We start from the raw sequence: 23,562 nt of genomic DNA, 5'->3' as shown, positions 1-23,562 counted from the left end.
AAGCTTTAATTTTTCCATCTAAACGTAGAGATCAAGGTATCAATATCCGTCTTAATGAATTTCACTACCGGTGCAATCGAATCAAATTGCGGTCGCTCGTTAAAATATAAAGCGCCTCTGAAATAATGTTTAGCGCTATCAGTTAAAAAAAACTGAACAGATGAAGCGGTATTACCTTCTATGGCATAATAAATGCCGTAGACCTTTTGTTTTGGATAATTGATGATTCGCTGATCGATGGCGCTCGCTTTAATGGTATGTTTAAAAGCCAGTTTCCTCGCATCTTCAACCATCTGGTTGTATTCCCCTTTACCCGAAACGTCGTAATAGGTGAGGTGCAGGTAGCCGTTAAATTGCTTAAAATGTAAGTTGTACCAATTCTCCCTAGCATCTCTACTTTGATCCTTTTCCAAGTGTGCGTAGACAGGATATTTAAATTGATAGGGAACAGGCTTGTTAAATTCTGTGTAGGCTTTCTTTGGAAATTCAATTCGGAAGTAGCCCTTTGGTTTCGGACTATAATCATTGTTTTGACAAGCAAAACAGGCCAAGGCTACAATGAATGCGATAAATATTAAGGGTTTGAATTTCATAACATTCTGGAATATTTTGCTTCCCTAGATAAAAGCAATTGACAACAGGGATAAGTTAAACTATTTATTCCAAATAGCCCAGGCTTTTTCTGCCTGTTTGTAAAGCATTTCCAGTCCGTTCTTTATTTGAGCGCCCTGTACCGCAGCTTTTGCCAAAAACGCAGTTTCTAAAGGATTATAAACCAGATCATAAGCCAAATGATCAGCTCCAAGTTGAGTATAATCGATATCAGGAAAGCTATCTGTATTTGGCGACATGCCCAGTGGAGTGGTATTGATGAGCAATTTATGCGACTTTAAAATCTCTGCCGTAATTTCTGAATATAAAATTGTGCCTTCAACAGGTTTGCGAACCACTATCCGGTATTCAATACCTAATTTCTCCAAAACATACTTAACGGCCTTCGCGGCACCACCATCGCCAAAAATTAATGCTTTACGGTGATGGTTAGCTAAAAGAGGTTCCAGTGATTTCTGAAAGCCATAGGCATCTGTGTTGAAACCCTTTAAATAGGTTTCGCCTTCAAATCTTTTAATACAGATACAATTTACGGCTCCAATTTTTTCTGCAGCTACTTCAATCTCATTTAAAAACGGTAATACACTAACTTTGTGAGGTATAGTAACGTTTAATCCGCGAAGCGACTGATTTTCAGAGAGCAGATCAGCTAAAGATTTTATATCCTCTATGGGGAAAAGTTCATACTGATGATTGGCAATTTTTTCATTGGCAAACTTTTCGGTAAAGTACTTTTTTGAAAAGGAATGGGATAATGGAAATCCAATTAAGCCGTATGTTTTCATAAGCAATGATGCATTATGCGAATCAAAAAGCAACCCATTGATCGTTCAATAAGATTGCTTTTTAATTGATAGTAACGATATAGATTATTTAGTTTGGTTGAGGAAGTAATCAAAAGTATCTCCTCGCAAGCCTAAACGAATAGTTTCTAAAGGAATAACTTCTGCCGGGGCGATATTGCCCAAGTTTACGTTTGTTCCAATTAGTTTGATAAACCAAACCTGTTGTTCTTTTTGAGGTGCTTCCCAAATGATGGTTTCTTCTGGAATTTGAGTTAATATTTCATCAACCAAACCTTCCCTCACTTCACCACTTCCGCGATAAATACCAACATTACCGCCTTCGCGAGCCTCTGCAATTACTTTCCAAGATCCTGCCTGAATTTCTGCCTGCATTAATTTAATCCATTTGTATGGAGCGAAAATTTTTGCTGCATCTTTACTTCCGACTTCAGAAATTACAGTTACCTGTTTTGCTAATTCGCTGATGTAACCGCACTTTAAGTCATGTTCAATTTCTATTGATCCATCAGAAACCTCTGCATATTCCATTCCGTATTGGTCTAAAATGCGCTGATAATCTTCAAATTGATTACGAATAATAAAGGCTTCGAAAAGCGTTCCACCAAAATAAGTAGGAATGCCTGCACTTTTATATAAAGCTAATTTCTCTTTAAGGTTTGGTGTAACGTGTGATGTAGCCCAACCTAATTTTACGATATCTGTATAAACGCCGGCAACTTCTATAAAATCTTCTACCTGGCGAAGGCTTAATCCCTTATCCATAACCATTGTATAGCCGCTTTGGCGAGGTTTAGATGGACGTTCAGGAACGTTTAATAATGGGTAATTCATATGCGTACAAAAGTGAAAAAAATTTTCAGATTTATTTGTTAAATTTTTCTCACAAGACTGTTACCTGATATATCGGTTTATCACGTTGATAATGGCACTGTTATCCTGTAACTGTGGCAAATATTCAAACAAAATATAATGCTTATCAGGATCGGTTGTTAAAGCAGTTTCCAGATAACCGAGTGCATCAGCATAATTTCCCATGGCAAAAAGATACGCCACCATTCGGTAATATAATTCTGCAGCTTCGGGATTATTTTTTATTGCTTCGGCCATTGTTTCCGATGCTTCCAGCAATTTTCCCTGCTCATAAAGCACCGTACTAAAATCCAGCCACGCCTCAATATCAAGTGGATTGTACTCCAAAACTTTTTCGTAAGCTACTATCGATTCCTCAATTTGCCCAAGTTTGTAATAGGCATCAGCCATTGCAAACCAGAAATCGGCATTCTCCGCTTCCAAATCGATTGCTTTTTTATAAAAATGCAGCGACTCGAAATAACGCTCTTCATGGTTTAAAGTAACCCCGATTCCGAACCAGGCATCAGCCATTTTCGGATCCATTTTTACCGATTTTTTGTAATAAGAACGGGCCTCATCCATCTTCTCGAGCTTTTCATAGCACTCTCCAATGGCACAATAAGTATCTGCATTGGGTTGCTCATACTCAAAGGTTTGCTTGTACACTTCAATAGCCTCATCGTATTTATCCAACTGCACTAATGCGTTTCCTTTGTTAAAATAAGCCGAACTAAAATCCTCTTTAATTAAGATTGCATAATCATAAGCATCAATTGCTTTTTCAAAAAGATTTAGTTTATGAAAACTGTTACCCAAGTTATACCAGGCGGCATAAGAGTAAGGATCGGTATCAATGTACTGCTGATAAAACTTAATGCTTTCTTCTTGTTTATCAAGCACATCATAACAGAAAGCCAGCTCGTACAAGCCATCCTGGTTTTCCATATTTTGCTCCAAGCTTAACTTAATGTAGGTAATTGCACTTTCATAATCGCCCATGCTCTGATGTACATAAGCAATTTGCAACAGAATTTCGTCTGTACTTTCAGCAAGGAGTAATGCTTTTTCGTAGTTTTCCAAAGCCTCGCTAAAACGCTCGGTATTTTGAAAAATATTACCACGAAGCAAATAAATATCAGGTTCTGATGGTTCTAATAATTCGGCTTTCTGCAATGAGATAAATGCCTGCTCATTATTATTGGTTAAAATATATAAGTGTGCTTGTTTAATCAAAAAAACGGTTGCATATGGATGCTGGCTAATTGCAAACTCAACTACCTGCAAAGCTTTAACCGGATCGTTTTTTTCGATGTAAAAATCTACAATATATTCGAAAGCACCGGCATCGAAGAAATACTGATCCTGGTTGCGGAGCATTTCTTCATAACGTTCTACAGAGCGTTGTGCGTCTTCGTTGGATTCAAAAAAGAATTCTTCTTCCATATTTAATAACTATTAAAGAACCGTGCCAATTCGCAGAAAAACACATTATAATTTTACTGATTTTAATTATCGATTTAATAAATAATTATTAACATCAAATGTTAAAACAAGCGTAAATAGCTGAAAATAAAGCTTATTAAGTGTGATTAAGATGTGTGGATAATGAATTCCTTTTATCAACATCGCGGTTCCTTTTCCCTTCTTTCACAAAAATAATATAAATTTATGGGAGTAACGTAATCGAGAAGTCATGAAAAGATGCGCCTTTTTAGCAGTTTTATTGAGTTTTATAGGCACAGGTGTATTTGCTCAAAGCGAAGAGAATGAGATTAAGCAAACTGTAAATAATTTGTTTACCGGAATGAAAAATGGTGACAGCACTCTGGCGAGATCTGCTTTTGCCAAAGATTGTATCATGCAAACCATTGTGAACAAAAATGGCAGTACAGCTGTTCGCACAGAGAAATTAGATGGCTTTATCAAGTTTATTGGCTCCCCTCACAAAGAAAAATTCGATGAGCGAATTGTGTTTACCAAAATATTAATAGATGGCCCACTGGCTTCTGTTTGGACCGATTATGGTTTTTATGTTGATGAAAAGTTTAGCCATTGCGGAGTTAATTCGTTTCAGTTGGTAAAAGGCGATAAAGGCTGGCAAATTGTTTATCTGATTGATACAAGGAGGAAAGATGCTTGTGGGTCTTTAGTTCAATAAATATTTGTCTCTACTACATTAACAATTGTTATCAAGTAATGTAAATAGCATGTAATATTAGAAGAATCTATCAGCATTAAATCCCACTTAATTTTCTTTTTGGTTATAATAAGAGTTAATTTAAGAAGCTATTATTACATTTGCGTATATATAACAAAGAAAATGGATTTAAACTTCACTATTCCGACCGAAAAGCGTATACAACGTTTACAGTATGAAAATCCTTGGTGGAGAACTGGGGAAGTTCAGGCTATATACCAAAACATGTCAAGAAGACTCTATTTTGATTTATTTTACCCGCATGTAAAAGAAATCGAAATAAAGCGAGCTATTGTACTTATGGGGCCGCGTAGAGTAGGAAAAACGGTAATGATGTTCCATGCTATTGATCAATTAATCAAAGAGAAAGTAGATCCACAGAAAATTGTTTTTATTGGAATAGACAATCCCATTTATATGAATTTGGGCTTAGAAGATTTGCTCATATTATCACAAAACGCCATTCAACTTCACTCACTCGAAGGATGTTTTATCTTTTTTGACGAAATCCAATATCTTAAGGATTGGGAACGGCATTTAAAGGTTCTTGTCGACCTATATCCTACAACAAAGTTCATAGTTTCAGGTTCAGCAGCAGCAGCAGCTTTGCGACTACAAAGTTCTGAAAGTGGTGCTGGTCGATTCACTGATTTTATGCTACCACCACTAACATTCCATGAATATATCCATTTGAAAGAGCTCAATAATCTTATTCACCTAAGAGAAATATTATATGCAGGAAAAAAGATACCCTATTATACCACACATGATAATAAAGCTTTAAACAAAGAATTTTTTCAATACCTAAATTTTGGAGGTTATCCAGAAGTTGTATTATCTGAAAAAATACAGAGTGATATGGGCAGATATGTGAAAAATGATATCGTTGATAAGGTACTGCTGAGGGATTTACCTAGTTTATATGGCATTAAAGATGTTCAAGAATTAAATAGCTTTTTTAGTTATCTAGCTTATAATACTGGCCATGAATTTTCATTCGAAAGAATAGCCAAAGAAAGCGGTATTCAAAAGGAAATTATCAAGAAATATCTTGAATATCTCGAAGCTGCTTTCTTGATTAAAGTAATTTATAAGGTCGACGATAATGCAAAAAGGTTTAAAAGAATAACGAGTTTTAAGGTCTACCTAACTAATCCATCGCTAAGAACTGCTTTGTTTTCGCCTATTGAAGAAACTGATCAAGAAACAGGCAATATGGTAGAAACTGCAATCTTTTCACAGTGGATGCATAGGGAAAATATGGACCTTAAATATGCAAGATGGAAAATGGGAAGATCAGAGGGCGAGGTAGATATGGTATCAATAGATAATAAACTTTTTAAACCACAGTGGTGTGTAGAAATAAAATGGAGCAATCGGTACTTTGATAAAATTAAAGAGCTAAATAGCCTTCTTTTTTTCTGCAAAAAAAATGGATTTAAAGCCTCTCTTGTAACCAGTATTGACATTTCGGCAAATAAAACCGTTGATGATGTAGAATTAACATTTCTTCCTGCAGCTGTTTATGCATACAATATTGGAGCGATCACATTAGAAAAGAAATCGTCTTAATATTATTAAAGCTCCACAGATTTTCACACCTGCAGAGCTTGCTTTTTGGAAAATGTTCTTTGATTATTCCTTCCCTAAATCTGCCGCAGCTTTCTTAAAGATTTCGGCTTGCTTATTTAGATTTGTTTTCGCCTCACCACTAGCCGATCCGGCCTGTTGTGATTTGCCTTGTGCTGTTGCCGCGTAAGCACCAGAAAGTTGTTTGTTTAAATAATTTTGCAGCTTCAATCGCTCAATAGCGTTGCTTATGCTTTTAACCCCTTTTTCGGTTACCGCTGGATTGGTATTCGCCCTTAAATACTGGAAATACTGTCCAATGACTCCAAAAATCTTGTTCTTATCGCCAGTTTCCATAATATTATCATAAAATGCTTGATGCTCATCCTTTGGATCGCTGATGTATAAAGCAGCTATTGATGACGCAATATGGTCTTTCGTATCTTGATCTAAAGAGGAAAGTGCTGTTAATCCTTCTTCTGTCTCAAGTTTAGTTAAACCCGCTACCGAGGCTGCAATCACCCGGTAAGATCTGTCTTTAACACCATCAACCAATAAGGCTTTGTAGGTTTGATCGCCTGTTTCTGCTAACTTATTAATTGCCGCCGCTCTTGCTTCGGTATTTTTATCACTTTTTGCCATTTGTAGTAATAAAGGTAATGCAGCAGCTTTAACTTCTGCATCATCTAAGTTCAGCCCTTCAATACTCAAAGCCCTTAAATCTCCTGATTTATCTTTCAAAGCATCCAACAAAATTTTCTGTCCGCTTTTAGCTTTACTCTGCATGATAAATTGCAAAGCTTCAATCCTATTGGCATAAGTTGGTGCATTTTTATATTGGAAATAATAGTTCTCGGCAACTTTGTTGTCGTTAATTTCCCCTACTACAATTTTATCGGCATCGAAATCAATTAAATCCGGCTTGGCGCTTACCTCAAAAGAAAAAGTTTGTTCCCGGCTGCTGATTAAAATTTCTTTAGAAATTTTTTGTCCGCCTGCATAAATATTTACTTTCACTGGCAATGTAAAATTTTGTACTGCAGCATCTTGTGTCTGCTTTACTTTAATCGTTGCTTTTTCGTTTTCATATCCAAAATCAACAGCTAAAATTGGGTGGCCGCCGGCATAATACCATTGGTTAAAATATGGACTCCAGTCTTTCCCAGTAATATCTTCCATGGCCAGGCGCAATTGATGTGTTTCGCCATTTTTGAACGCATTTGTGGTTAAATATTTGTTCAAGCCTTTATAAAAAGCCGCATCACCCATTTGATTTTTCATCGCATATAAAATCACAGAGCCTTTGGCATAGCTGATATTATCAAACATATCTTCCTTATCTTTATAATAAAAACGAGCTAAAATCGGGCTTTCACCATTTTTTGTAGAGCTGATGTACGACTGCAATTTTTCGTATCGCGATTTATCTTCCGCATCTTTTCCTTCATCATATCCATGCCAGATAATTTCGCCAAAGGTGGCAAAAGATTCGTTCATGGTTAAATTAGACCAGGATTCTGCCGTCACGTAATCGCCAAACCATTGGTGAAAAAGTTCGTGAGCAATGGTACCTTCTTCGTTTCCATCTAATAACTCACGATCTGTTTTTTGAATATGTTCGCCATGTAAAGTAGCGGTTGTATTCTCCATTGCACCCGATACATAATCTCTGGCCACCACCTGGGCATATTTATTCCATGGATAATCTACACCTAAAATGTCACTATAGAATTTCATCATCGTAGGCGTTTTACCGAAAATTTGCTTTGCAAATGGCGCATATTTTGGCTCTAGATAATAATTTACTTCTTTGCCTTTGTAAGTATCTTTAGTGATTTTGAAATCGCCCACTGCCATCATAAACAGATAAGGTGAGTGTGGCAAATCCATTTTCCAGGTATCTGTTCTGGTTCCATTGGTATTGGCTTTCTGGCTGATCAATTTCCCATTGGATAAGGTAGTATATTTCGATTGAACCGTCATCGAAATTTCCTGAGTGGTTTTCTGATCTGGCTTATCAATTGTTGGAAACCAGGCCGATGAAGATTCCGTTTCACCTTGAGTCCAGATTTGGATGGGTTTGGCTTTATCTGCACCGTCAGGATTGATAAAATACAGTCCTTTTGCATCAGTTATCGCAGCGCTGCCTTGCACTTTTAATTCATCCGGCTTTGCCGTATAAGCGATGTAAACCGTATATTTTTCTGCGTTTGTATATTTTTTGTTTAAGGTGATAAACAGTTTATTGTTTTCGTAAACATATTTTAGCGGGGTATTTCCTTTCGCACCTACCAATGCAACCGTTTTGATGTCCATCCCTTGGGCATCTAAAGTTAACGAATCGGTTGCATAGAAATGAGGCTTCAATGTTATCCATTCTTTACCGTACAGATAGCGCTTTGCATAATCAAAAGATACATCGAGTTTGGTATGTACCAGATCATTCACTTTGGTGGGCGTTACGCGATAAACAGATAAATTTGCCGATTGATCTACAGTTTTTTCTTGAGCTGAAAGCGTGTTTGTTGCCAAAATAGAAACCAGTATGGCGCTATAGATGAAAAATTTTTTATTCATATTTTATATTTTAATAAGTCAGTTGTGTTTAAAGCGATGTGTTAAGAATTATGACAAAGTAAACAACCAAATGTAACTTGCTTTATGTTAATTTTTTGTTTTTTTGTGTAAATCGTTAGATATATGAATACAGATATTCAATCCATTTTAAACAAACTGGGTGTTACCGAAAGCAATGCTGCTTTCAGCACCGGAAGCAATTGGGGAGGCGAATTGAACGCTGAAAAACTAGAAAGCTTCTCGCCGGTTGATGGTAAACTTATTGCAGAAACAAAAATTGCAAGCGCTACAGATTACGAAACAATTATTGCAAAAGCTCAAATTGCTTTCAATGATTGGAAAACTATTCCAGCTCCAAAAAGAGGCGAAATTGTTCGCCAGTTTGGCGATGCATTGAGAGAAAACAAAGATGCTTTAGGCACCCTGGTTTCTTACGAAATGGGGAAAAGTTTACAAGAAGGTTTTGGCGAAGTACAGGAAATGATTGATATCTGCGATTTTGCTGTGGGCTTATCGCGTCAGCTTTATGGCTTAACCATGCACAGTGAGCGCCCAAGCCATCGAATGTACGAGCAATGGCATCCGCTAGGGATTGTAGGAATTATTTCTGCTTTTAATTTCCCGGTAGCGGTTTGGGCATGGAATGCTGCTTTGGCATTGGTTTGTGGGAATGTTTGCATCTGGAAACCATCAGAAAAAACGCCTTTAACGGCTATCGCCTGTCAACATATCATTGCAAAGGTTTTAAAAGCGAATGATGTTGCTGAGGGGGTTTGCAATTTAATTATTGGGGATAAAGCTGTTGGCGAACTCATGACACATGATGGTCGGGTGCCATTAATTTCGGCAACCGGATCTACCCGAATGGGGAAACAGGTTGGTGCAGCCGTGGGAGCCCGTTTAGGTAAAAGTTTATTGGAACTGGGTGGAAACAATGCCATCATCATCTCCGAACATGCCGACTTAGACATGAGCTTAATCGGTGCGGTTTTTGGAGCCGTGGGTACCGCAGGTCAGCGTTGCACATCAACAAGGAGATTAATTATCCACGAAAGTGTTTATGATGCCTTTAAAGAAAAACTAGTTAAAGCATACGATCAGCTGCGCATTGGCGATCCGCTGGACCAGAACAACCACGTTGGTCCGCTGATTGATAAAGATGCGGTTGCGGCTTACCTCGATTCGATACAAAAATGTAAGGCAGAAGGCGGAAAATTTGTGGTTGAAGGTGGTATTTTGACAGGCGAACATTATAGCAGTGGCTGTTATGTGAAACCTTGCATTGCCGAGGTTCAAAATGATTTTAAAATTGTGCAACATGAAACTTTTGCGCCAATTTTATATTTGATCAAATACAAAACTTTAGAAGAAGCTATTGCTCTGCAAAATGGCGTTCCACAGGGATTATCATCTGCAATCATGACTTTGAATTTAAGGGAAGCGGAGCAATTTTTATCGGCTAAAGGATCTGATTGTGGTATTGCAAATGTGAATATTGGCACTTCTGGAGCCGAAATTGGTGGTGCATTTGGTGGTGAAAAGGAAACTGGTGGTGGTAGAGAAAGTGGTTCTGATGCGTGGAGAGCTTACATGAGAAGACAAACCAATACCATTAATTATTCGAATACGCTGCCATTGGCTCAAGGCATAAAGTTTGATTTGTAAATAAGAGGTTTGTTGTTGTGAAGCAATCTTACACCTATCAACGTGTTCTCAGACGAAATGCATTAGGATTGCTTCGTACCTCGCAATGACGTTAAAATTAAAGCTGCTAGATTAAACCTAGCAGCTCCTTTTCAATCTTCGCAAAAATCTTTTAAAATTATTTTTATAATATGGCTTGCCAAACGAGGTCTTGTACTGATTTGATATTACTTTCTTAAACAGTAAAATCGTCCATTTTAATTGAGAATCGCTTCCCATAATTGCATATCTCCTTCAATATACCCCGACAATAAGCCAGACCTATCTGGCAAAAACACAGTAATTATCTAAGAGTCAATCTTTATTGGCTACAGAAAAGCAAGCCGTAATGTAATGATTTCGAGATAATTGTTAAAAAAGGTTAAAGCATATAATTTAACTAAAATATTAGTTTTATATTCGGCAAACAAAACTAATCAAATCTATGAAACGCCTTCTCCTCTTGCTGTGCGGCTTTGTGCTCATTAATTTTAGCGCAAATGCACAAGGTTTACATTCCATTAAAGGAAGAACTATCGACACGGCATCTACCACGCTTCTAGCGGGTTCAACAATCGCCATTTTGAATTCAAAAGATTCTACACTTGTAAAATTTACCCGATCAGCTGAAAATGGATCATTCGAACTTAACGGAATTAAAAACGGAAAATTTATTCTCCTGGTTTCTTATCCAAAGTACGCCGATTTTGTTGATCATTTTACCCTCGATTCTACTACGCAGGTTAAAGATTATGGAAAAATCAATTTAACCGGAATGGCAAAAATTCTTGCTGATGTAATTATCAAAGGAAACAGGAATGCCATTAAAATTAAAGGTGATACCACGGAGTTTGATCCCAAAGCTTTTAACATTGAACCAAATTCGAAGGTTGAAGACCTGATTAAACAGTTTCCAGGTATTCAGGTAGATAAGGATGGAAAAATAACCGCACAAGGTAAAACCGTTCAAAAGGTACTGGTTGATGGTGAGGAGTTCTTCGGTGATGACCCCACATTAGTGACGAAAAACCTTCGTGCTGACATGGTAGAATCGGTTCAATTGTATGATAAAGCAAGTGATCAGGCAAGTTTTACCGGAATTGATGATGGCGAAAAAACCAAAACCCTTAATGTTAAACTGAAAGAAGATAAAAAGAATGGCTATTTCGGGAAAGTGCAGGGCGGATACGGAACCGACGATTTTTATAATGGTCAGTTCATGTTCAACAAGTTTTGGGGCAAGAAAAAATTCTCTGCTTATGGCATTTTAGGGAACAATGGAACTGTAGGTTTAGGTTGGGATGACCGGGATAAATATGGCGGCTCCAGCGGGATGACGATGACAGACGATGGTGGAATGTATTTCAGTTCTGGTGGTTCGGATGATTTTGATAGCTACGACGGACAATATAACGGGCAGGGAATTCCAGTTGCCCGCACCGGCGGTTTACACTTCGATAGCAAATGGAATAAAGATAAAGAATCGCTAAATACCAATTATAAAATCGGATCCATTAGAGTTAAAGGCGATAGAAATACCATCAGCCAAAACAACTTAAGTTCTGGCGTAATTAACAACGTTTCTGATCAATATACGGATAATGATATGTTCAGACAGAAGCTGGATGCAACTTATGAAGTAAAACTCGATTCGACACTTACATTAAAAGTAAATGTAGATGGCACATTGAAACAAAGTAATACGTTTAACGATTACAATACTTCGAGTACAGATGGAAACAATGATTTACTTAACACCACAAAAAGAACCTTAAAGAATAAGGTGGATGAGCAGATGTTCAACATCAATGGCTTGCTTACTAAACGGTTTCAGAAAAAAGGACGTACACTTTCATTAAACTTAAACCAGTCTATTACAAAGAGTAATAGCGATGGCTATTTAAACTCAGAAAACAGTTTTTATGAAGTTACAGGGAGAAGAGACAGCTTGATTAATCAATATAAAGTTAACGATATTACTAATAGTGCCTTCAAATCAAATTTGGCCTATACCGAACCTTTATCAAAAACCATGACGGTTATTGTAAATTACGGTTTGAGCTTAATGAATGGCAAATCAGATCGTAAATCATTCAACCAATCTGCCAGTGGTAACTACGATATTTTGGATACTGAATTTAGTAACGATTATGAATTGGATCAAATTATCAATCAAGGAGGTGCTATTTTCAACTACAAAAAAGGCAAAACGGTAATCAACTTTGGCTCTAAGTTTAGTGGTGTAGATTTTAAGCAAACCGACCTTTACAACAATGTGACTTACAACCGAAAGTTTGTAAATTATATGCCGCAAGCCTCGTATCAGTATAGGTTCTCTCAACAGAAATCGATCAGAATCAGTTACAATGGTAATACCAATCAACCCTCTTTAGATCAGATTCAGCCTATTCGTGTAAATACTGATCCCTTGAATATCTCGTTGGGTAATCCAGATTTAAGGCCATCTTTCAGAAGTAACATCAATGCAAACTATAATTCATATAAGGTACTTACAAATCAAAACGTTTACTTATACGGATCTTACTCATTTACTACAAATCCAATTGTGAGCGATGTAACCACAGATGCAAATACAGGTAGAAGCAGTTATAGAGCGGTAAATATCAACGATAAAATGTCATCCAATTTTTATGTTTATGCGCAAACAAGTAGAAAAATAAATGGCCTCGATATGAACGCTGGTATCGGATTAAATGGCAATGGCAACTCTTCGTATAATTACATCACTACCGTTAACAATGGGGTGGCTACAACAGCACTCAATAACACCAAAAATTATAGTTATGGGCTTGATATAAACTTGAATAAATATGTAGAGAAAAAATACAGCTTCTATTCACGTTTTGGGCCAACGTACAATATTTCACGGGCAAGTGTAGGTAATTTTGGCAACAGCGATGGTTGGGGCTGGACCGGATATGCCTCTGGAAATGTTCAACTGCCTGGTAAATTTGAAGTTAATACTGATGCACAATACGAGTTTAGGGGAAAAACCCAAACGTTTAACGAAACCTTCTCTCGTTTACTCTGGAATGCATCATTAACCAAAAAGTTTTTCAAATCAGACAACCTTAAATTAATGATGACGGTTAATGATATCCTAAATCAGAATGTTGGTTTCGATAGAACAGCCTACAACGGAAACATTACCCAAAGCAGCTACACCACCATCATGCGCTATTTTATGTTCTCTGTAATTTGGGATTTTAATAAAATGGGCGGCGGATTAAAAACTTCAAAATAATCATCATGAAAACTACACTTAAATATATCATTCTATTTGCTGTTATTTTCATCAGCAAAACTTTACAAGCGCAAAACATCCACTTTATTCAAAACGGTGTAATTGAGTTTGAAAAGAGATCGAACATGTACGCATTGATAAAGAAAAAAATCAATAAGGACAATGAAACCTACATGAATCAGGCGTTTGAGCAATACAAGAAAAACAATCCGCAATTTAAAGTTGCCAAAAGCACTTTAAGTTTTAACCGGGATAAAAGCTTATACAAATGGCCAACCGTTGAAGAAACAATGAATAATAACTGGTTAAATACAGATGTATTAGGGGATTTGAAAAACACCATCGCTACTAATTTCGATACGCAAAGTAGTATTACTCAAAAGAATGTTTACGAGGATACTTATTTAGTTAAAGATAGTGTTCGTAAAATCAACTGGAAAATAACAGATGAAACACGAGAAATTGCAGGTTACGAATGTCGCCGGGCAAATGCCGTGATTATGGATTCGGTTTATGTAGTGGCTTATTACTCGAATCAAATTGCGGTTTCTGGTGGCCCTGAGTCGTTTACGGGTTTGCCTGGGATGATTTTAGGCTTAGCTTTACCCCACGAAAATATAACCTGGTTTGCTACAAAAGTAACCGAAACTACAGTGCCGGAAAAAGACTTAACCGCACCAGTAAAAGGGAAACCAACAGATAATAAAGGTTTGAAAACTATTTTATTAGGCGCAATGAAGAATTGGGGAGAGTATGCTCATCCCATCTACAAAGCCTTTTCGTTATAAGTATCGGTGATATAATTATGCCTAAATTAGCATCATTATATCACCGAGAATGTACCAGGCACTATTTACTCATATTAATAAATTTATAGATTTGAGTAGCGAAGAACAAGATATTCTTACTTCACTACTCAAATCTTTTTCGTTTAAAAAGAAAGCTTATCTCCTAGAAGCTGGAGAAACCTGCCGGGCGAATTATTTTGTGGTAAAAGGTTGCTTAAGACTTTATTTTATAGACATTAAAGGAGCCGAACAAACCACTCAATTTGCAATCGAAAATTGGTGGATATCTGATTTAACCAGCTTTATCTTTCAAAAGCAATCAGATTTTTTCATCCAGGCGGCCGAGCAAACGGAAGTAATCGCTATCGAACATCATCACTATCAGGAAATGTTTGAAAAGCTCCCGAAATTGGAAAAATATTTTAGGCTAATTTATCAGAAACTGCATCAAGCCTCACAAATCAGAATCAAATATTTGTATAGCCAAACCGCTGAAGAGAGATATACCAACTTTAACAAACTTTTTCCTGAATTTGTACAGCGGGTGCCGCAATATATGCTGGCTTCTTACCTGGGCTTTACGCCAGAATTTTTAAGTAAAATCAGAGCCAAACGGTAGGCCTAAAAAACACCCTTTTCATTTCTTAATCTACATTAAGTTTTTTCATTTTTTAGATGATGACCTTTACATCGTAATCAAAAAACAAAAGAAATGGAAAATAGAATTAACATCCAAAAAGTAGAACCAGCAGCTTACCAAGCTATGTTTGGTTTAGAAAAATATTTATCAACAAGCACCGTAGATCCTATCCTTTTGGAGCTTATTAAATTGCGTGCTTCTCAAATTAATGGCTGTGCATTTTGCTTGAACATGCACTCGGCTGATGCCCGGAAAATGGGTGAAACAGAACAGCGGCTGTACCTTTTAAATGCCTGGAGAGAAACTACTTTATTTACAAAAGAAGAGGAAGCGGTTTTAGCACTAACAGAGGAAATTACCTTGATTAGCAATCACGTTTCGAACGAAACTTACAACAAGGCGGCAAGCTTTTTTGATGAAAAAACATTGGCTCAAATTATTATGGCCATTGTGACTATTAATGCCTGGAATAGAATTGCCATTAGCACCAAATTAACAGTTAGTTAAATGTTAAAGTAAAGGCACTAAAGCATATTGGTGCCTTTTAATTTGATTTCATTTTTTTAAGCTCCTCATAAACCAATCTAGCCACCGCTTTTGCGCCTTCAGGTTGAAAATGGGTATTGTCTTTTTGCCCTTTTGGATAAGCCTCGTATTTACCAGAATCCAAATTCATGAAATAGTTTTTCGTTACGAAATCATTTCCTTTTGAGGTAAAAAGCGCTGCTGAAAGTGATGTTAAGTCAATAATTGCTACATTTAATTCTGCAGCAACATCTTTAACCGCCTGGGGATATTCGCCATGAGCGCTACCCAACTTTCCATCTTTCCAGGGATAATTTCTGGTTACGGGCGTAATTAGTATGGGCACCGCACCTTTGGCTTTGGTTTCCAGCACATACATCCGAAGAAAATTTTTATAGCCGGGGATATCCACATATCGCTCTGGTTTATCTTTAGCGGCATCGTTATGCCCAAACTGGATTAAAACCAGATCATTTTTCTTTAGAGAATCTGTAACTTCTTTCCACCGCCCTTCGCTAAAAAAGGTTCGGGTGCTTCTCCCACCTTTGGCTTTATCCACTACCAATGCACTGTCGCTTCGTAGTAAATTGCCCAGGTTTTTAAGGCTGTCCTTTCTTAAAAACTGTTGCAAAACCTGGCCCCAACCCATCAAAGGAAAACGCTTTTGTTGATAATTATTTTCCAAAGAATAATCGGCAACAGTAGAATCGCCAATGAGATAAACTTTTACAGGATTTGGCTTGGGGCTAAACGAGATTAACGTTATTGCAATGGCCATTGCGGCGATTATAAATCTATATCTTTTCATGCTTTCATAAGATCTGTGTGAATGCAAAATTGGTTATTTGCAGCCTTTAATAAATTCTATTCCATGGTCTGTGTCCACACAGATCACTTCACTATTTCAGTTGGTAAGACAACAAAACAGCGTCAAGTCCGCGATTTGCCTCTTGAATTACAAAGATTTCTCGGCTGCGCTCGAAATGACGACGAGTCTATTCCGTAGTCTGTGTCCACACAGATCAGTTCACTATTTCAGTTGGTGAGACAAAAAAACAGCGTCAAGTCCACGATTTGCCTCTTGAATTACAAAGATTTCTCGGCTGCGCTCGAAGTGACGACGAGTCTATTCCGTGGTCTGTGTCCACACAGATCACTTCACTATTTCAATTGGTGAGACAAAAAAACGCGTCAAGTTCATGATTTGCTCTTTAAATTACAAAGATTTCTCTGCTGCGCTCGAAATGACGACAAGGCCATTCCATGGTCTGTTTCCACACAGATTATCTTTGCTATTTCTCTACTCTAAACCAATCGTATTCACCAATGCCCGAATCATTAATCTGCGTATCCCTTATGGCAAACAAACCCACTTTTGCGCCAATCCATTGCCCTGCAGTTGCCTGAAATTCATCGCCAACATTGCTGTAATTATTTCCATCTTCACTATAACTAAACTGGCATTTGGCGCCGTTTGAAACCTTAACCCTAAAATGAACAACACCAGATTTAAGCTTTGCAATTTCCTTTTCGTTCTCTGTTTTTCCTTTGTCGGCACTTTGGCAAACGCCATAAAATAAATAAATACCATCTTTTTTACTTTTGATGCTCAATTTAGCATAGCTTCTGCCCATTACAACCAGACCGGTTTGCTCATTTTCCAACTTCGGATTTGGCTTAAAGTTTACTTTCGTGGTAACAGTAAATTCATCAGCTGGAAACTTCTGCATCAACAAGTTCGGCACATCCCATAAGTTTTTAGCTTCGTCTGGAATTTTCGCCGTGTACAGCTTTAGAACACTTTTATTGGCATCTGTGAAAAGCCAGGTAGGTTGTTGGTTTGCCTGCCATTGCCATTGCAAGCCCAATTGCCAGGAATTAAATTCATCGCTTTCGGCAGGTGTTTCTATCGGATAAACCTTGCCCACGTTCGGCTTTTTGTAGGTGAGTACAGGTTCGCCAATCCCATCACCATCTTTGTCTGCACCAATAACCGGCCAGTTGTTTATCCATTTCATGGGTTGCAAATGAACTACCCTACCATAAGCGTCCTTATCCTGAAAATGTAAAAACCAATCTTCGCCATTTTGGGTATTCACCCAGGCGCCTTGATGTGGCCCATTTACCGTAGATTTTCCTTCGTCCATCGCCACCTTTCTTTCATAAGGGCCATAAACATTTTTGCTCCTCAATATCAATTGCCAACCTGTAGAAACTCCTCCTGCCGGTGCAAATAAATAATAATACCCATTGCGCTTATAAACTTTAGGCCCTTCAATGGTTGGATCTAATTCATGGCCATCGTAAACAATTCTTCCGGATTCCGTAGCTTCTAAACCATCGGCATTTAGGGGCATTACCGCCAAAACACTTTTAATACCAGCTCTGCTTCCCGCATAGGCATAAGCTAAATAAGCTTTCCCATCTTCATCCCAAAACGGACAAGGGTCGATCAATCCTTTGCCAGCGGCAACCAATTTTGGAGCAGACCATTCTCCTGTTATCGTTTTAGATTTAGTTACATAAATTCCGAAATCGGGATCAGGATAGTAGATATAAAATTCTCCGTTCCGGTACCGGATGGAAGGTGCCCAAACGCCATTTCCATGTTGGGTTTTTTCGAAATGTTCAAAAGGTGGCTGGCGTTTTAGCGCATGACCAATAATTTTCCAGTTCACCAAATCTTTTGAATGTAAGATGGGAAGACCTGGAACAGCATCAAAGCTGGAGGCAATCATATAAAAATCATCACCAACCCTGATGGCATCCGGATCAGAATAATCGGCATTGATCACCGGATTTTTATAGGTCCCGTTTCCCAGATCAGAAACCCAAACTTTAGACACATAAGTTGCTTTCGGAGCCTGTGCGAAAGAATTCAGGCAAAAGTAAGAAGTAAAAATAAGGGTTAATAAGAATTTCATGATCAATTATATTTTGGTTAGGAAAGCCATCACGTATTTGGAAAGCACTAAATATTTGCCTTTAAATAACGACTGCTCAAGCGCTAAGAACAAGATTAAACCTTTTTTTACTTTATCGCAACCCTTTACTGTGCAATCGTTCCCGACATCGTTTGCGGCATTTATAGTTCAGATAAGTTCGTTCAGAAAGCGATTTAATGTTTAAACTTGTTCATCACATGTTTTAAAAAAACGGCCACTTGGAATTTTATCCCTGCAGTGCCCATAATAATTTTAGCTAACCAAATCTTTATGAAAGTATTCATCTTGTTTTTATTTACTCTGGTTTCTTTAACAGCAGTTGCCACCGAGGTTAAGCCCGATTTCACTGTAGCTACTGACGGGAGCGGAAATTTCATAACTGTGCAAGAAGCCATTAACGCAGTGCCTGACTTCAGAAATAAGCTTACTGTGATTTTTATCAAAAAAGGAATTTATAAAGAAAAATTAATCCTCGCAGCTTCGAAGAAAAATGTAAAGTTTATTGGCGAAAGTTTAAACGAAACCATTTTAACTTACGATGATTATGCTCAAAAGAAAAATGCCTTTGGCGAAGATAAAGGAACATCAGGTTCATCGAGCTTTTACATTTACGGTGAAGGATTTTCGGCGGAGAATATCACATTTGAAAATTCATCTGGTCCGGTTGGACAAGCTGTAGCGGTTTGGGCTGGTGGAGATAAATCGACCTTTACGAATTGCAGGTTTTTGGGATTTCAGGATACGCTCTATACTTATGGAGCAAACAACCGTCAGTACTACAAAAACTGTTACATCGAAGGTACGGTTGATTATATTTTCGGTGCCGCCACTGCCTGGTTTGAAAACTGCACCCTTTATTGCAAAAAACAAGGTTATATTACCGCTGCATCAACATCCGATACCACAAAATATGGCTATGTTTTTAATAAATGTAAAATTACTGGCGATGCCGCAGCCAATAGCTTTTATCTTGGTCGCCCGTGGAGGCCTTACGCTAAAGTTGTTTTTTTAGGATGTGAACTTCCAGAAATTATCCGCCCCGAAGGTTGGAATAATTGGGGTAAAGAAAGCAATGAGCAAACGGCTTACTACGCTGAATACAAAAGTACAGGAAAAGGTGCAAACGCTAAAAAGCGGGTAAATTGGTCGCACCAACTCACCGAAGTTGAGTATAAAAGTTACATTTTGGAAAACGTTTTCCGAGAATGGAATCCGGAAGGGAAATAGCTAACCTAAGCAGCTGATTATCAATCTATAAATCACATTTAAAATATTCAATCTTGTTTTATTCTCCGGCAACGTTTGCATAGATTTCTCTTCGCTTTTAGCGGCAAACAACGTACACTTGTTATTACGATAACCAAGTATAATTTAACAGTACAAATAATGAAACATATTTCTGGTAGTTTATACCGTTCTAAAATCGCCCTCGCATGTATTTGTTTGTTTTCAGTAAGCGCATCAATGGCGCAGCAGAAACCCAGCATGCCCGTTATCCAACAGGTAAATATTAAAGCTGACACCACTAGTATTGTAAGTTTTGGTGCCAAAGGCGATGGTGTTTCGTTAAATACAGAAAGCATTAACAAAGCTATTGCAGCGGTTAGTCAGAAAGGCGGCGGTGTGGTTTTAATCCCTGGCGGTTTATGGTTAACAGGCCCTATCGAACTTAAAAGCAACGTAAATTTACACCTGAAACGCGATGCTTTGCTTCAGTTTACTGATGATTTTAATCAATATAAATTAGTAGAAGGCAACTGGGAAGGACAGCCAGCATGGCGTAACCAAAGCCCTATTTCAGGTTTCGATTTAGAAAACATAGCCATTACAGGCTCGGGGATTATTGATGGAAACGGCGGTGCCTGGCGCATGGTTAAACGCGATAAACTTACCGAATCGCAGTGGAAAAAATTAGTGGCTTCCGGAGGCTTGGTTAGTGAAGACGGAAAAATGTGGTATCCTTCAGAAAAAACACTAAAAAGGCTCGAAAACCAAAAATGCAGGGGTAGTTGCCGCAGGACAAAGCACTGCCGATTTGCAAAGTATAAAAGATTTTCTTCGCCCGAATTTGCTGGTGCTAACCAATTGCAAAAAAATCCTTTTAGAAGGCGTTACATTTCAAAACTCTCCGGCGTGGAACCTACATCCTTTGCTTTGCGAAGACTTAACATTAAGAAATTTGCAGGTTAAAAACCCATGGTTTGCACAAAATGGCGATGGTGTTGATATTGAATCTTGCAAAAATGTATTAATAGAGGGCAGCACTTTTGATGTTGGTGATGATGGAATCTGCATTAAATCGGGTAGAGATGAAGCTGGCCGCAAACGTGGCAAACCGACTGAAAACGTAATTATCAGAAACAACGTGGTTTATCACGCACATGGCGGTTTCGTTGTGGGAAGCGAAATGAGCGGTGGTGCTAAAAATATTTGGGTTTATGATTGCTCATTTATCGGCACTGATATTGGCATTCGCTTTAAAACTACCCGCGGTAGAGGTGGTGTAGTAGAAAATATTTATATCAATAACATCAACATGATTCATATCCCTGGTGAAGCGATTCTGTTCGACATGTATTATGCTGCCGTTGATCCAATTGTTTTGGCTGGTGAAAAACGCGAAGCCATAAAAACAGTTGTGGTGCCGGTAACTGAAGCCACTCCTCAGTTTAAAAATATTTATATCAAAGATGTAGTAGCCAATGGCGCTGAAAAAGCCATTTTCGTTCGGGGTTTACCTGAGATGAACATTAAAGATATTTACATGGAAAATGTAACCATCCAGGCAAAAAAAGGTGTGGAAATTATTGAAGGTACCGGCATTTATTTAAAAAATGTAAATGTGATTACAGAGGATACCAATCCGGTGGTAAAAATTCAGAACGGCAACAACATCAACTTTGATGGTTTTAAATATAAAGAGGGTTCGGCCTTATTGTTCGATATTTCTGGTGAAAAAACCAAGGGTGTTAAAGTTTCTGGAACAAATGTTTCGCAAGCCAAAAAACAATCAAATATTGGAGCTGAAGTAGCTAAAAAAGCATTGGAAATCTCAAAATAACAAACATGAAGAAATCACTTTTATATATCGCTATTGCATTTTTAGGGTTTTCAATTCTATCTCAAAGTGTATTTGCTCAAAAGAAACTTTCTGAGCAGCTAACCTTAACCGCAATGGAACAATTGTGGCAGGATACTACTATTTTAAAAGGCAAAAAAGGACCAAAATGGTCGTACGACATGGGTGTGGTTTTGGAAGGTGCTGCAGCGGTTTGGCGCAATACCGGTGATGGGAAATATTTCAAATACATCCAAAGTTCGATGGATGCCTATTTGGATAAAGAAGGCAACATCACTACTTATAAAGCAGAAGATTTTAATATCGATAACATTAAAAATGGCCGTGCTTTATTACTGTTGTATAAAGTTACTGGCCAGCAAAAATATTTGTTAGCGGTTAATAAGTTATACGATCAAGTTAAAAAACAGCCGAGAACTAAAGAAGGTGGTTTCTGGCATAAGAAGATTTATCCTAACCAAATGTGGCTGGATGGACTTTACATGGCCCAACCTTTTTACGCAGAATATGCAAAGCTGATGAAAAAAGATGCTGATTTCGATGACATCGCAAATCAGTTTATCTGGATGGAGAAAAATGCCCGGGATGCAAAAACAGGTTTGCTTTACCATGGTTACGATGAAAGTAGAGAAGAAAAGTGGGCAGATAAAAAAACAGGTCTTTCGCCAAACTTCTGGGGCAGGGCAATGGGTTGGTATATTATGGCACTGGTTGATGTGTTAGATAATTTTCCTAAAGGCCACCCAAAATACAAGGAGTTGTTAGCCATTTTAAACCGTACAGCAACAGCAACTGTAAAATATCAGGATGCAAAATCGGGCGTTTGGTGGGATATTTTAGATATGCCAACGCGAAAAGGTAATTACCTGGAAAGTTCAGCCTCAAGCATGTTTGTGTATGGTTTAGCCAAAGGAGTGCGAAACGGATGGTTGCCACAACCGTTTATGACTGCCGCAAACAAAGGTTACACTGGTTTAAAAAAAGAATTTGTTGAGAAAGCTGGCCAAGAACGCATTAATCTCACCAAAACCGTTTCTGTTTCTGGTTTGGGAGGAAAACCACGTTATCGCGACGGAAGTTTTGAATATTACATCAGTGAAAAGGTAATTACAAATGACCCGAAAGGGATGGGTGCGTTTATTTGTGCTGCTGCAGAAATGGAAGTTGCTGCCTTGCCAAAACCTGGAAAGGGTTTAAAGGTTACGGTAGATAATTTCTTCAACAATGAGTACATGACTGGCCCGACGGGCGATAAAATTCCGTTCCATTATTTATGGGAAGAGGATGATAACAATGGCTTCTCTTTATTCGGCAAAGTATTTAATGATGCGGGTGTAAAAACGTCGACATTGAAAACTGCCCCGACCACAACGAACTTAAAAGGTAGCAACATATATATCATTGTCGATCCGGATACGCAAACGGAAACTGCCAACCCAAACTTTATGAATGCTGAGCATGCCAAACAAGTTGCAGAATGGGTAAAAGCGGGCGGCGTTTTAGTATTGCTTTTAAATGATGTGGGTAACTGTGAAATTACCAAATTCAACGTGTTGCCAGAGCTGTTCGGAATCAAGTTTAACGAAGATAGCCGCAATAAAGTTCAGGGACAGAATTTTGAGCAGGGTGCAGTTAAAATCCCTGCAGGAAACTCGATTTTTAAAACAGCGAAGAAAGTGTACATCAAAGAGATTTCGACAATTGCGGCTAAAAGTCCTGCGGTTTCCGCTTTAACGGACAATGGAGATGTACTCATCGCGACAGCAAAATATGGTAAAGGAACTGTTTTCGCAGTTGGCGATCCTTGGTTTTACAATGAATACATTGATGGAAGAAAATTGCCGGAGGATTTAGAAAACTATAAAGCCACTAATGATTTAGTGAACTGGCTGATCAAGCAAGTGCCTGGCAAAAAGTAACTAAACCACAAATAAACAGGATAAACGCAGATAACATAGGACTAAGATACCCTGGTTTCAATTTGTGTTGATCTATTGTAAATGTGTGGTTGAATAACCAAACAA

General features: G+C 38.0%; 18 protein-coding genes. 11 read left to right on the top strand and 7 right to left on the bottom strand.

Annotated features, from left to right (window positions below):
• Window positions 1-5: 5 nt before the first annotated feature.
• From gldD to ACZZZC_RS03020, 4 genes are all read right to left on the bottom strand, one after another.
• Window positions 6-593, bottom strand: coding sequence for a gliding motility lipoprotein GldD (gldD, locus tag ACZZZC_RS03035; protein WP_463486593.1), 588 nt, complete (start codon window positions 591-593; stop codon window positions 6-8).
• 60 nt (window positions 594-653) lie between these two features.
• Entirely contained in the window at window positions 654-1,397 is a 744-nt protein-coding gene (locus ACZZZC_RS03030; RefSeq protein WP_463486592.1) for a shikimate dehydrogenase family protein, read from the bottom strand.
• Between the two features lie 84 nt (window positions 1,398-1,481).
• Window positions 1,482-2,249, bottom strand: coding sequence for a phosphosulfolactate synthase (locus ACZZZC_RS03025; protein ID WP_463484781.1), 768 nt, complete (start codon window positions 2,247-2,249; stop codon window positions 1,482-1,484).
• 60 nt (window positions 2,250-2,309) lie between these two features.
• Window positions 2,310-3,713, bottom strand: coding sequence for a tetratricopeptide repeat protein (locus tag ACZZZC_RS03020; RefSeq protein ID WP_463484780.1), 1,404 nt, complete (start codon window positions 3,711-3,713; stop codon window positions 2,310-2,312).
• Window positions 3,714-3,963: 250 nt separating this feature from the next.
• Between ACZZZC_RS03020 and ACZZZC_RS03015 the strand changes: the two genes are divergently transcribed.
• Complete coding sequence (locus ACZZZC_RS03015) at window positions 3,964-4,428, top strand: nuclear transport factor 2 family protein (RefSeq protein WP_463486591.1); 465 nt, start codon at window positions 3,964-3,966, stop codon at window positions 4,426-4,428.
• Window positions 4,429-4,590: 162 nt separating this feature from the next.
• Window positions 4,591-6,039: an ATP-binding protein gene (locus ACZZZC_RS03010; RefSeq protein WP_463486590.1), complete on the top strand. Its 1,449-nt coding sequence runs from the start codon at window positions 4,591-4,593 to the stop codon at window positions 6,037-6,039.
• Window positions 6,040-6,102: 63 nt separating this feature from the next.
• Here the strand turns inward: ACZZZC_RS03010 and ACZZZC_RS03005 are convergent, their stop codons facing one another.
• The gene (locus tag ACZZZC_RS03005) at window positions 6,103-8,613 is read right to left on the bottom strand and encodes a M1 family aminopeptidase (RefSeq protein WP_463486589.1); all 2,511 of its coding nucleotides are present in this window, start codon (window positions 8,611-8,613) and stop codon (window positions 6,103-6,105) included.
• A 123-nt stretch (window positions 8,614-8,736) separates the two neighbouring features.
• Between ACZZZC_RS03005 and amaB the strand changes: the two genes are divergently transcribed.
• The 5 genes from amaB to ACZZZC_RS02980 all read left to right on the top strand — a co-directional run bounded on the left by amaB (window position 8,737) and on the right by ACZZZC_RS02980 (window position 15,496).
• Window positions 8,737-10,278, top strand: a complete 1,542-nt coding sequence (gene amaB / locus ACZZZC_RS03000) for an L-piperidine-6-carboxylate dehydrogenase (RefSeq protein WP_463486588.1) — start codon at window positions 8,737-8,739, stop codon at window positions 10,276-10,278.
• Between the two features lie 463 nt (window positions 10,279-10,741).
• Window positions 10,742-13,561 (top strand): outer membrane beta-barrel family protein, encoded by a 2,820-nt coding sequence (locus ACZZZC_RS02995; protein ID WP_463486587.1) that lies wholly within the window; start codon window positions 10,742-10,744, stop codon window positions 13,559-13,561.
• Window positions 13,562-13,566: 5 nt separating this feature from the next.
• Entirely contained in the window at window positions 13,567-14,349 is a 783-nt protein-coding gene (locus ACZZZC_RS02990) for a GLPGLI family protein (RefSeq protein ID WP_463484775.1), read from the top strand.
• A 49-nt stretch (window positions 14,350-14,398) separates the two neighbouring features.
• Window positions 14,399-14,968, top strand: coding sequence for a Crp/Fnr family transcriptional regulator (locus ACZZZC_RS02985; RefSeq protein WP_463484774.1), 570 nt, complete (start codon window positions 14,399-14,401; stop codon window positions 14,966-14,968).
• A gap of 93 nt (window positions 14,969-15,061) precedes the next feature.
• A complete protein-coding gene (locus tag ACZZZC_RS02980) occupies window positions 15,062-15,496 on the top strand; it encodes a carboxymuconolactone decarboxylase family protein (protein ID WP_463486586.1) in 435 nt (144 codons plus the stop codon).
• A gap of 37 nt (window positions 15,497-15,533) precedes the next feature.
• Here the strand turns inward: ACZZZC_RS02980 and ACZZZC_RS02975 are convergent, their stop codons facing one another.
• Together ACZZZC_RS02975 and ACZZZC_RS02970 are read right to left on the bottom strand one after the other, a co-directional pair.
• Entirely contained in the window at window positions 15,534-16,322 is a 789-nt protein-coding gene (locus ACZZZC_RS02975) for a rhamnogalacturonan acetylesterase (RefSeq protein WP_463486585.1), read from the bottom strand.
• A 484-nt stretch (window positions 16,323-16,806) separates the two neighbouring features.
• Complete coding sequence (locus tag ACZZZC_RS02970) at window positions 16,807-18,438, bottom strand: glycoside hydrolase family 43 protein (protein ID WP_463486584.1); 1,632 nt, start codon at window positions 18,436-18,438, stop codon at window positions 16,807-16,809.
• A 291-nt stretch (window positions 18,439-18,729) separates the two neighbouring features.
• Here ACZZZC_RS02970 and ACZZZC_RS02965 point away from each other — a divergent pair, with 291 nt between their 5' ends.
• The 4 genes from ACZZZC_RS02965 to ACZZZC_RS02950 all read left to right on the top strand — a co-directional run bounded on the left by ACZZZC_RS02965 (window position 18,730) and on the right by ACZZZC_RS02950 (window position 23,457).
• Window positions 18,730-19,686, top strand: coding sequence for a pectinesterase family protein (locus ACZZZC_RS02965; RefSeq protein ID WP_463486583.1), 957 nt, complete (start codon window positions 18,730-18,732; stop codon window positions 19,684-19,686).
• A gap of 159 nt (window positions 19,687-19,845) precedes the next feature.
• Window positions 19,846-20,649, top strand: a complete 804-nt coding sequence (locus tag ACZZZC_RS02960; RefSeq protein WP_463486582.1) for a glycoside hydrolase family 28 protein — start codon at window positions 19,846-19,848, stop codon at window positions 20,647-20,649.
• Window positions 20,534-21,520 (top strand): glycoside hydrolase family 28 protein, encoded by a 987-nt coding sequence (locus tag ACZZZC_RS02955; protein WP_463488226.1) that lies wholly within the window; start codon window positions 20,534-20,536, stop codon window positions 21,518-21,520. The genes ACZZZC_RS02960 and ACZZZC_RS02955 overlap by 116 nt, the downstream gene beginning before the upstream one ends.
• Before the next feature lie 5 nt (window positions 21,521-21,525).
• Window positions 21,526-23,457 (top strand): glycoside hydrolase family 88 protein, encoded by a 1,932-nt coding sequence (locus tag ACZZZC_RS02950; RefSeq protein ID WP_463486581.1) that lies wholly within the window; start codon window positions 21,526-21,528, stop codon window positions 23,455-23,457.
• Window positions 23,458-23,562: the final 105 nt, after the last annotated feature.

Source organism: Pedobacter sp. AC212, assembly GCF_979258625.1.
This window is presented reverse-complemented; position numbering and strand designations above follow the sequence as displayed.

What these genes read in the sequence shown, in the direction of transcription:
- gldD (WP_463486593.1), bottom strand. Translation starts at nt 593, where the DNA reads ATGAAATTCAAACCCTTAATATTTATCGCATTCATTGTAGCCTTGGCC.
- ACZZZC_RS03030 (WP_463486592.1), bottom strand. Translation starts at nt 1,397, where the DNA reads ATGAAAACATACGGCTTAATTGGATTTCCATTATCCCATTCCTTTTCA.
- ACZZZC_RS03025 (WP_463484781.1), bottom strand. Translation starts at nt 2,249, where the DNA reads ATGAATTACCCATTATTAAACGTTCCTGAACGTCCATCTAAACCTCGC.
- ACZZZC_RS03020 (WP_463484780.1), bottom strand. Translation starts at nt 3,713, where the DNA reads ATGGAAGAAGAATTCTTTTTTGAATCCAACGAAGACGCACAACGCTCT.
- ACZZZC_RS03015 (WP_463486591.1), top strand. Translation starts at nt 3,964, where the DNA reads ATGAAAAGATGCGCCTTTTTAGCAGTTTTATTGAGTTTTATAGGCACA.
- ACZZZC_RS03010 (WP_463486590.1), top strand. Translation starts at nt 4,591, where the DNA reads ATGGATTTAAACTTCACTATTCCGACCGAAAAGCGTATACAACGTTTA.
- ACZZZC_RS03005 (WP_463486589.1), bottom strand. Translation starts at nt 8,613, where the DNA reads ATGAATAAAAAATTTTTCATCTATAGCGCCATACTGGTTTCTATTTTG.
- amaB (WP_463486588.1), top strand. Translation starts at nt 8,737, where the DNA reads ATGAATACAGATATTCAATCCATTTTAAACAAACTGGGTGTTACCGAA.
- ACZZZC_RS02995 (WP_463486587.1), top strand. Translation starts at nt 10,742, where the DNA reads ATGAAACGCCTTCTCCTCTTGCTGTGCGGCTTTGTGCTCATTAATTTT.
- ACZZZC_RS02990 (WP_463484775.1), top strand. Translation starts at nt 13,567, where the DNA reads ATGAAAACTACACTTAAATATATCATTCTATTTGCTGTTATTTTCATC.
- ACZZZC_RS02985 (WP_463484774.1), top strand. Translation starts at nt 14,399, where the DNA reads ATGTACCAGGCACTATTTACTCATATTAATAAATTTATAGATTTGAGT.
- ACZZZC_RS02980 (WP_463486586.1), top strand. Translation starts at nt 15,062, where the DNA reads ATGGAAAATAGAATTAACATCCAAAAAGTAGAACCAGCAGCTTACCAA.
- ACZZZC_RS02975 (WP_463486585.1), bottom strand. Translation starts at nt 16,322, where the DNA reads ATGAAAAGATATAGATTTATAATCGCCGCAATGGCCATTGCAATAACG.
- ACZZZC_RS02970 (WP_463486584.1), bottom strand. Translation starts at nt 18,438, where the DNA reads ATGAAATTCTTATTAACCCTTATTTTTACTTCTTACTTTTGCCTGAAT.
- ACZZZC_RS02965 (WP_463486583.1), top strand. Translation starts at nt 18,730, where the DNA reads ATGAAAGTATTCATCTTGTTTTTATTTACTCTGGTTTCTTTAACAGCA.
- ACZZZC_RS02960 (WP_463486582.1), top strand. Translation starts at nt 19,846, where the DNA reads ATGAAACATATTTCTGGTAGTTTATACCGTTCTAAAATCGCCCTCGCA.
- ACZZZC_RS02950 (WP_463486581.1), top strand. Translation starts at nt 21,526, where the DNA reads ATGAAGAAATCACTTTTATATATCGCTATTGCATTTTTAGGGTTTTCA.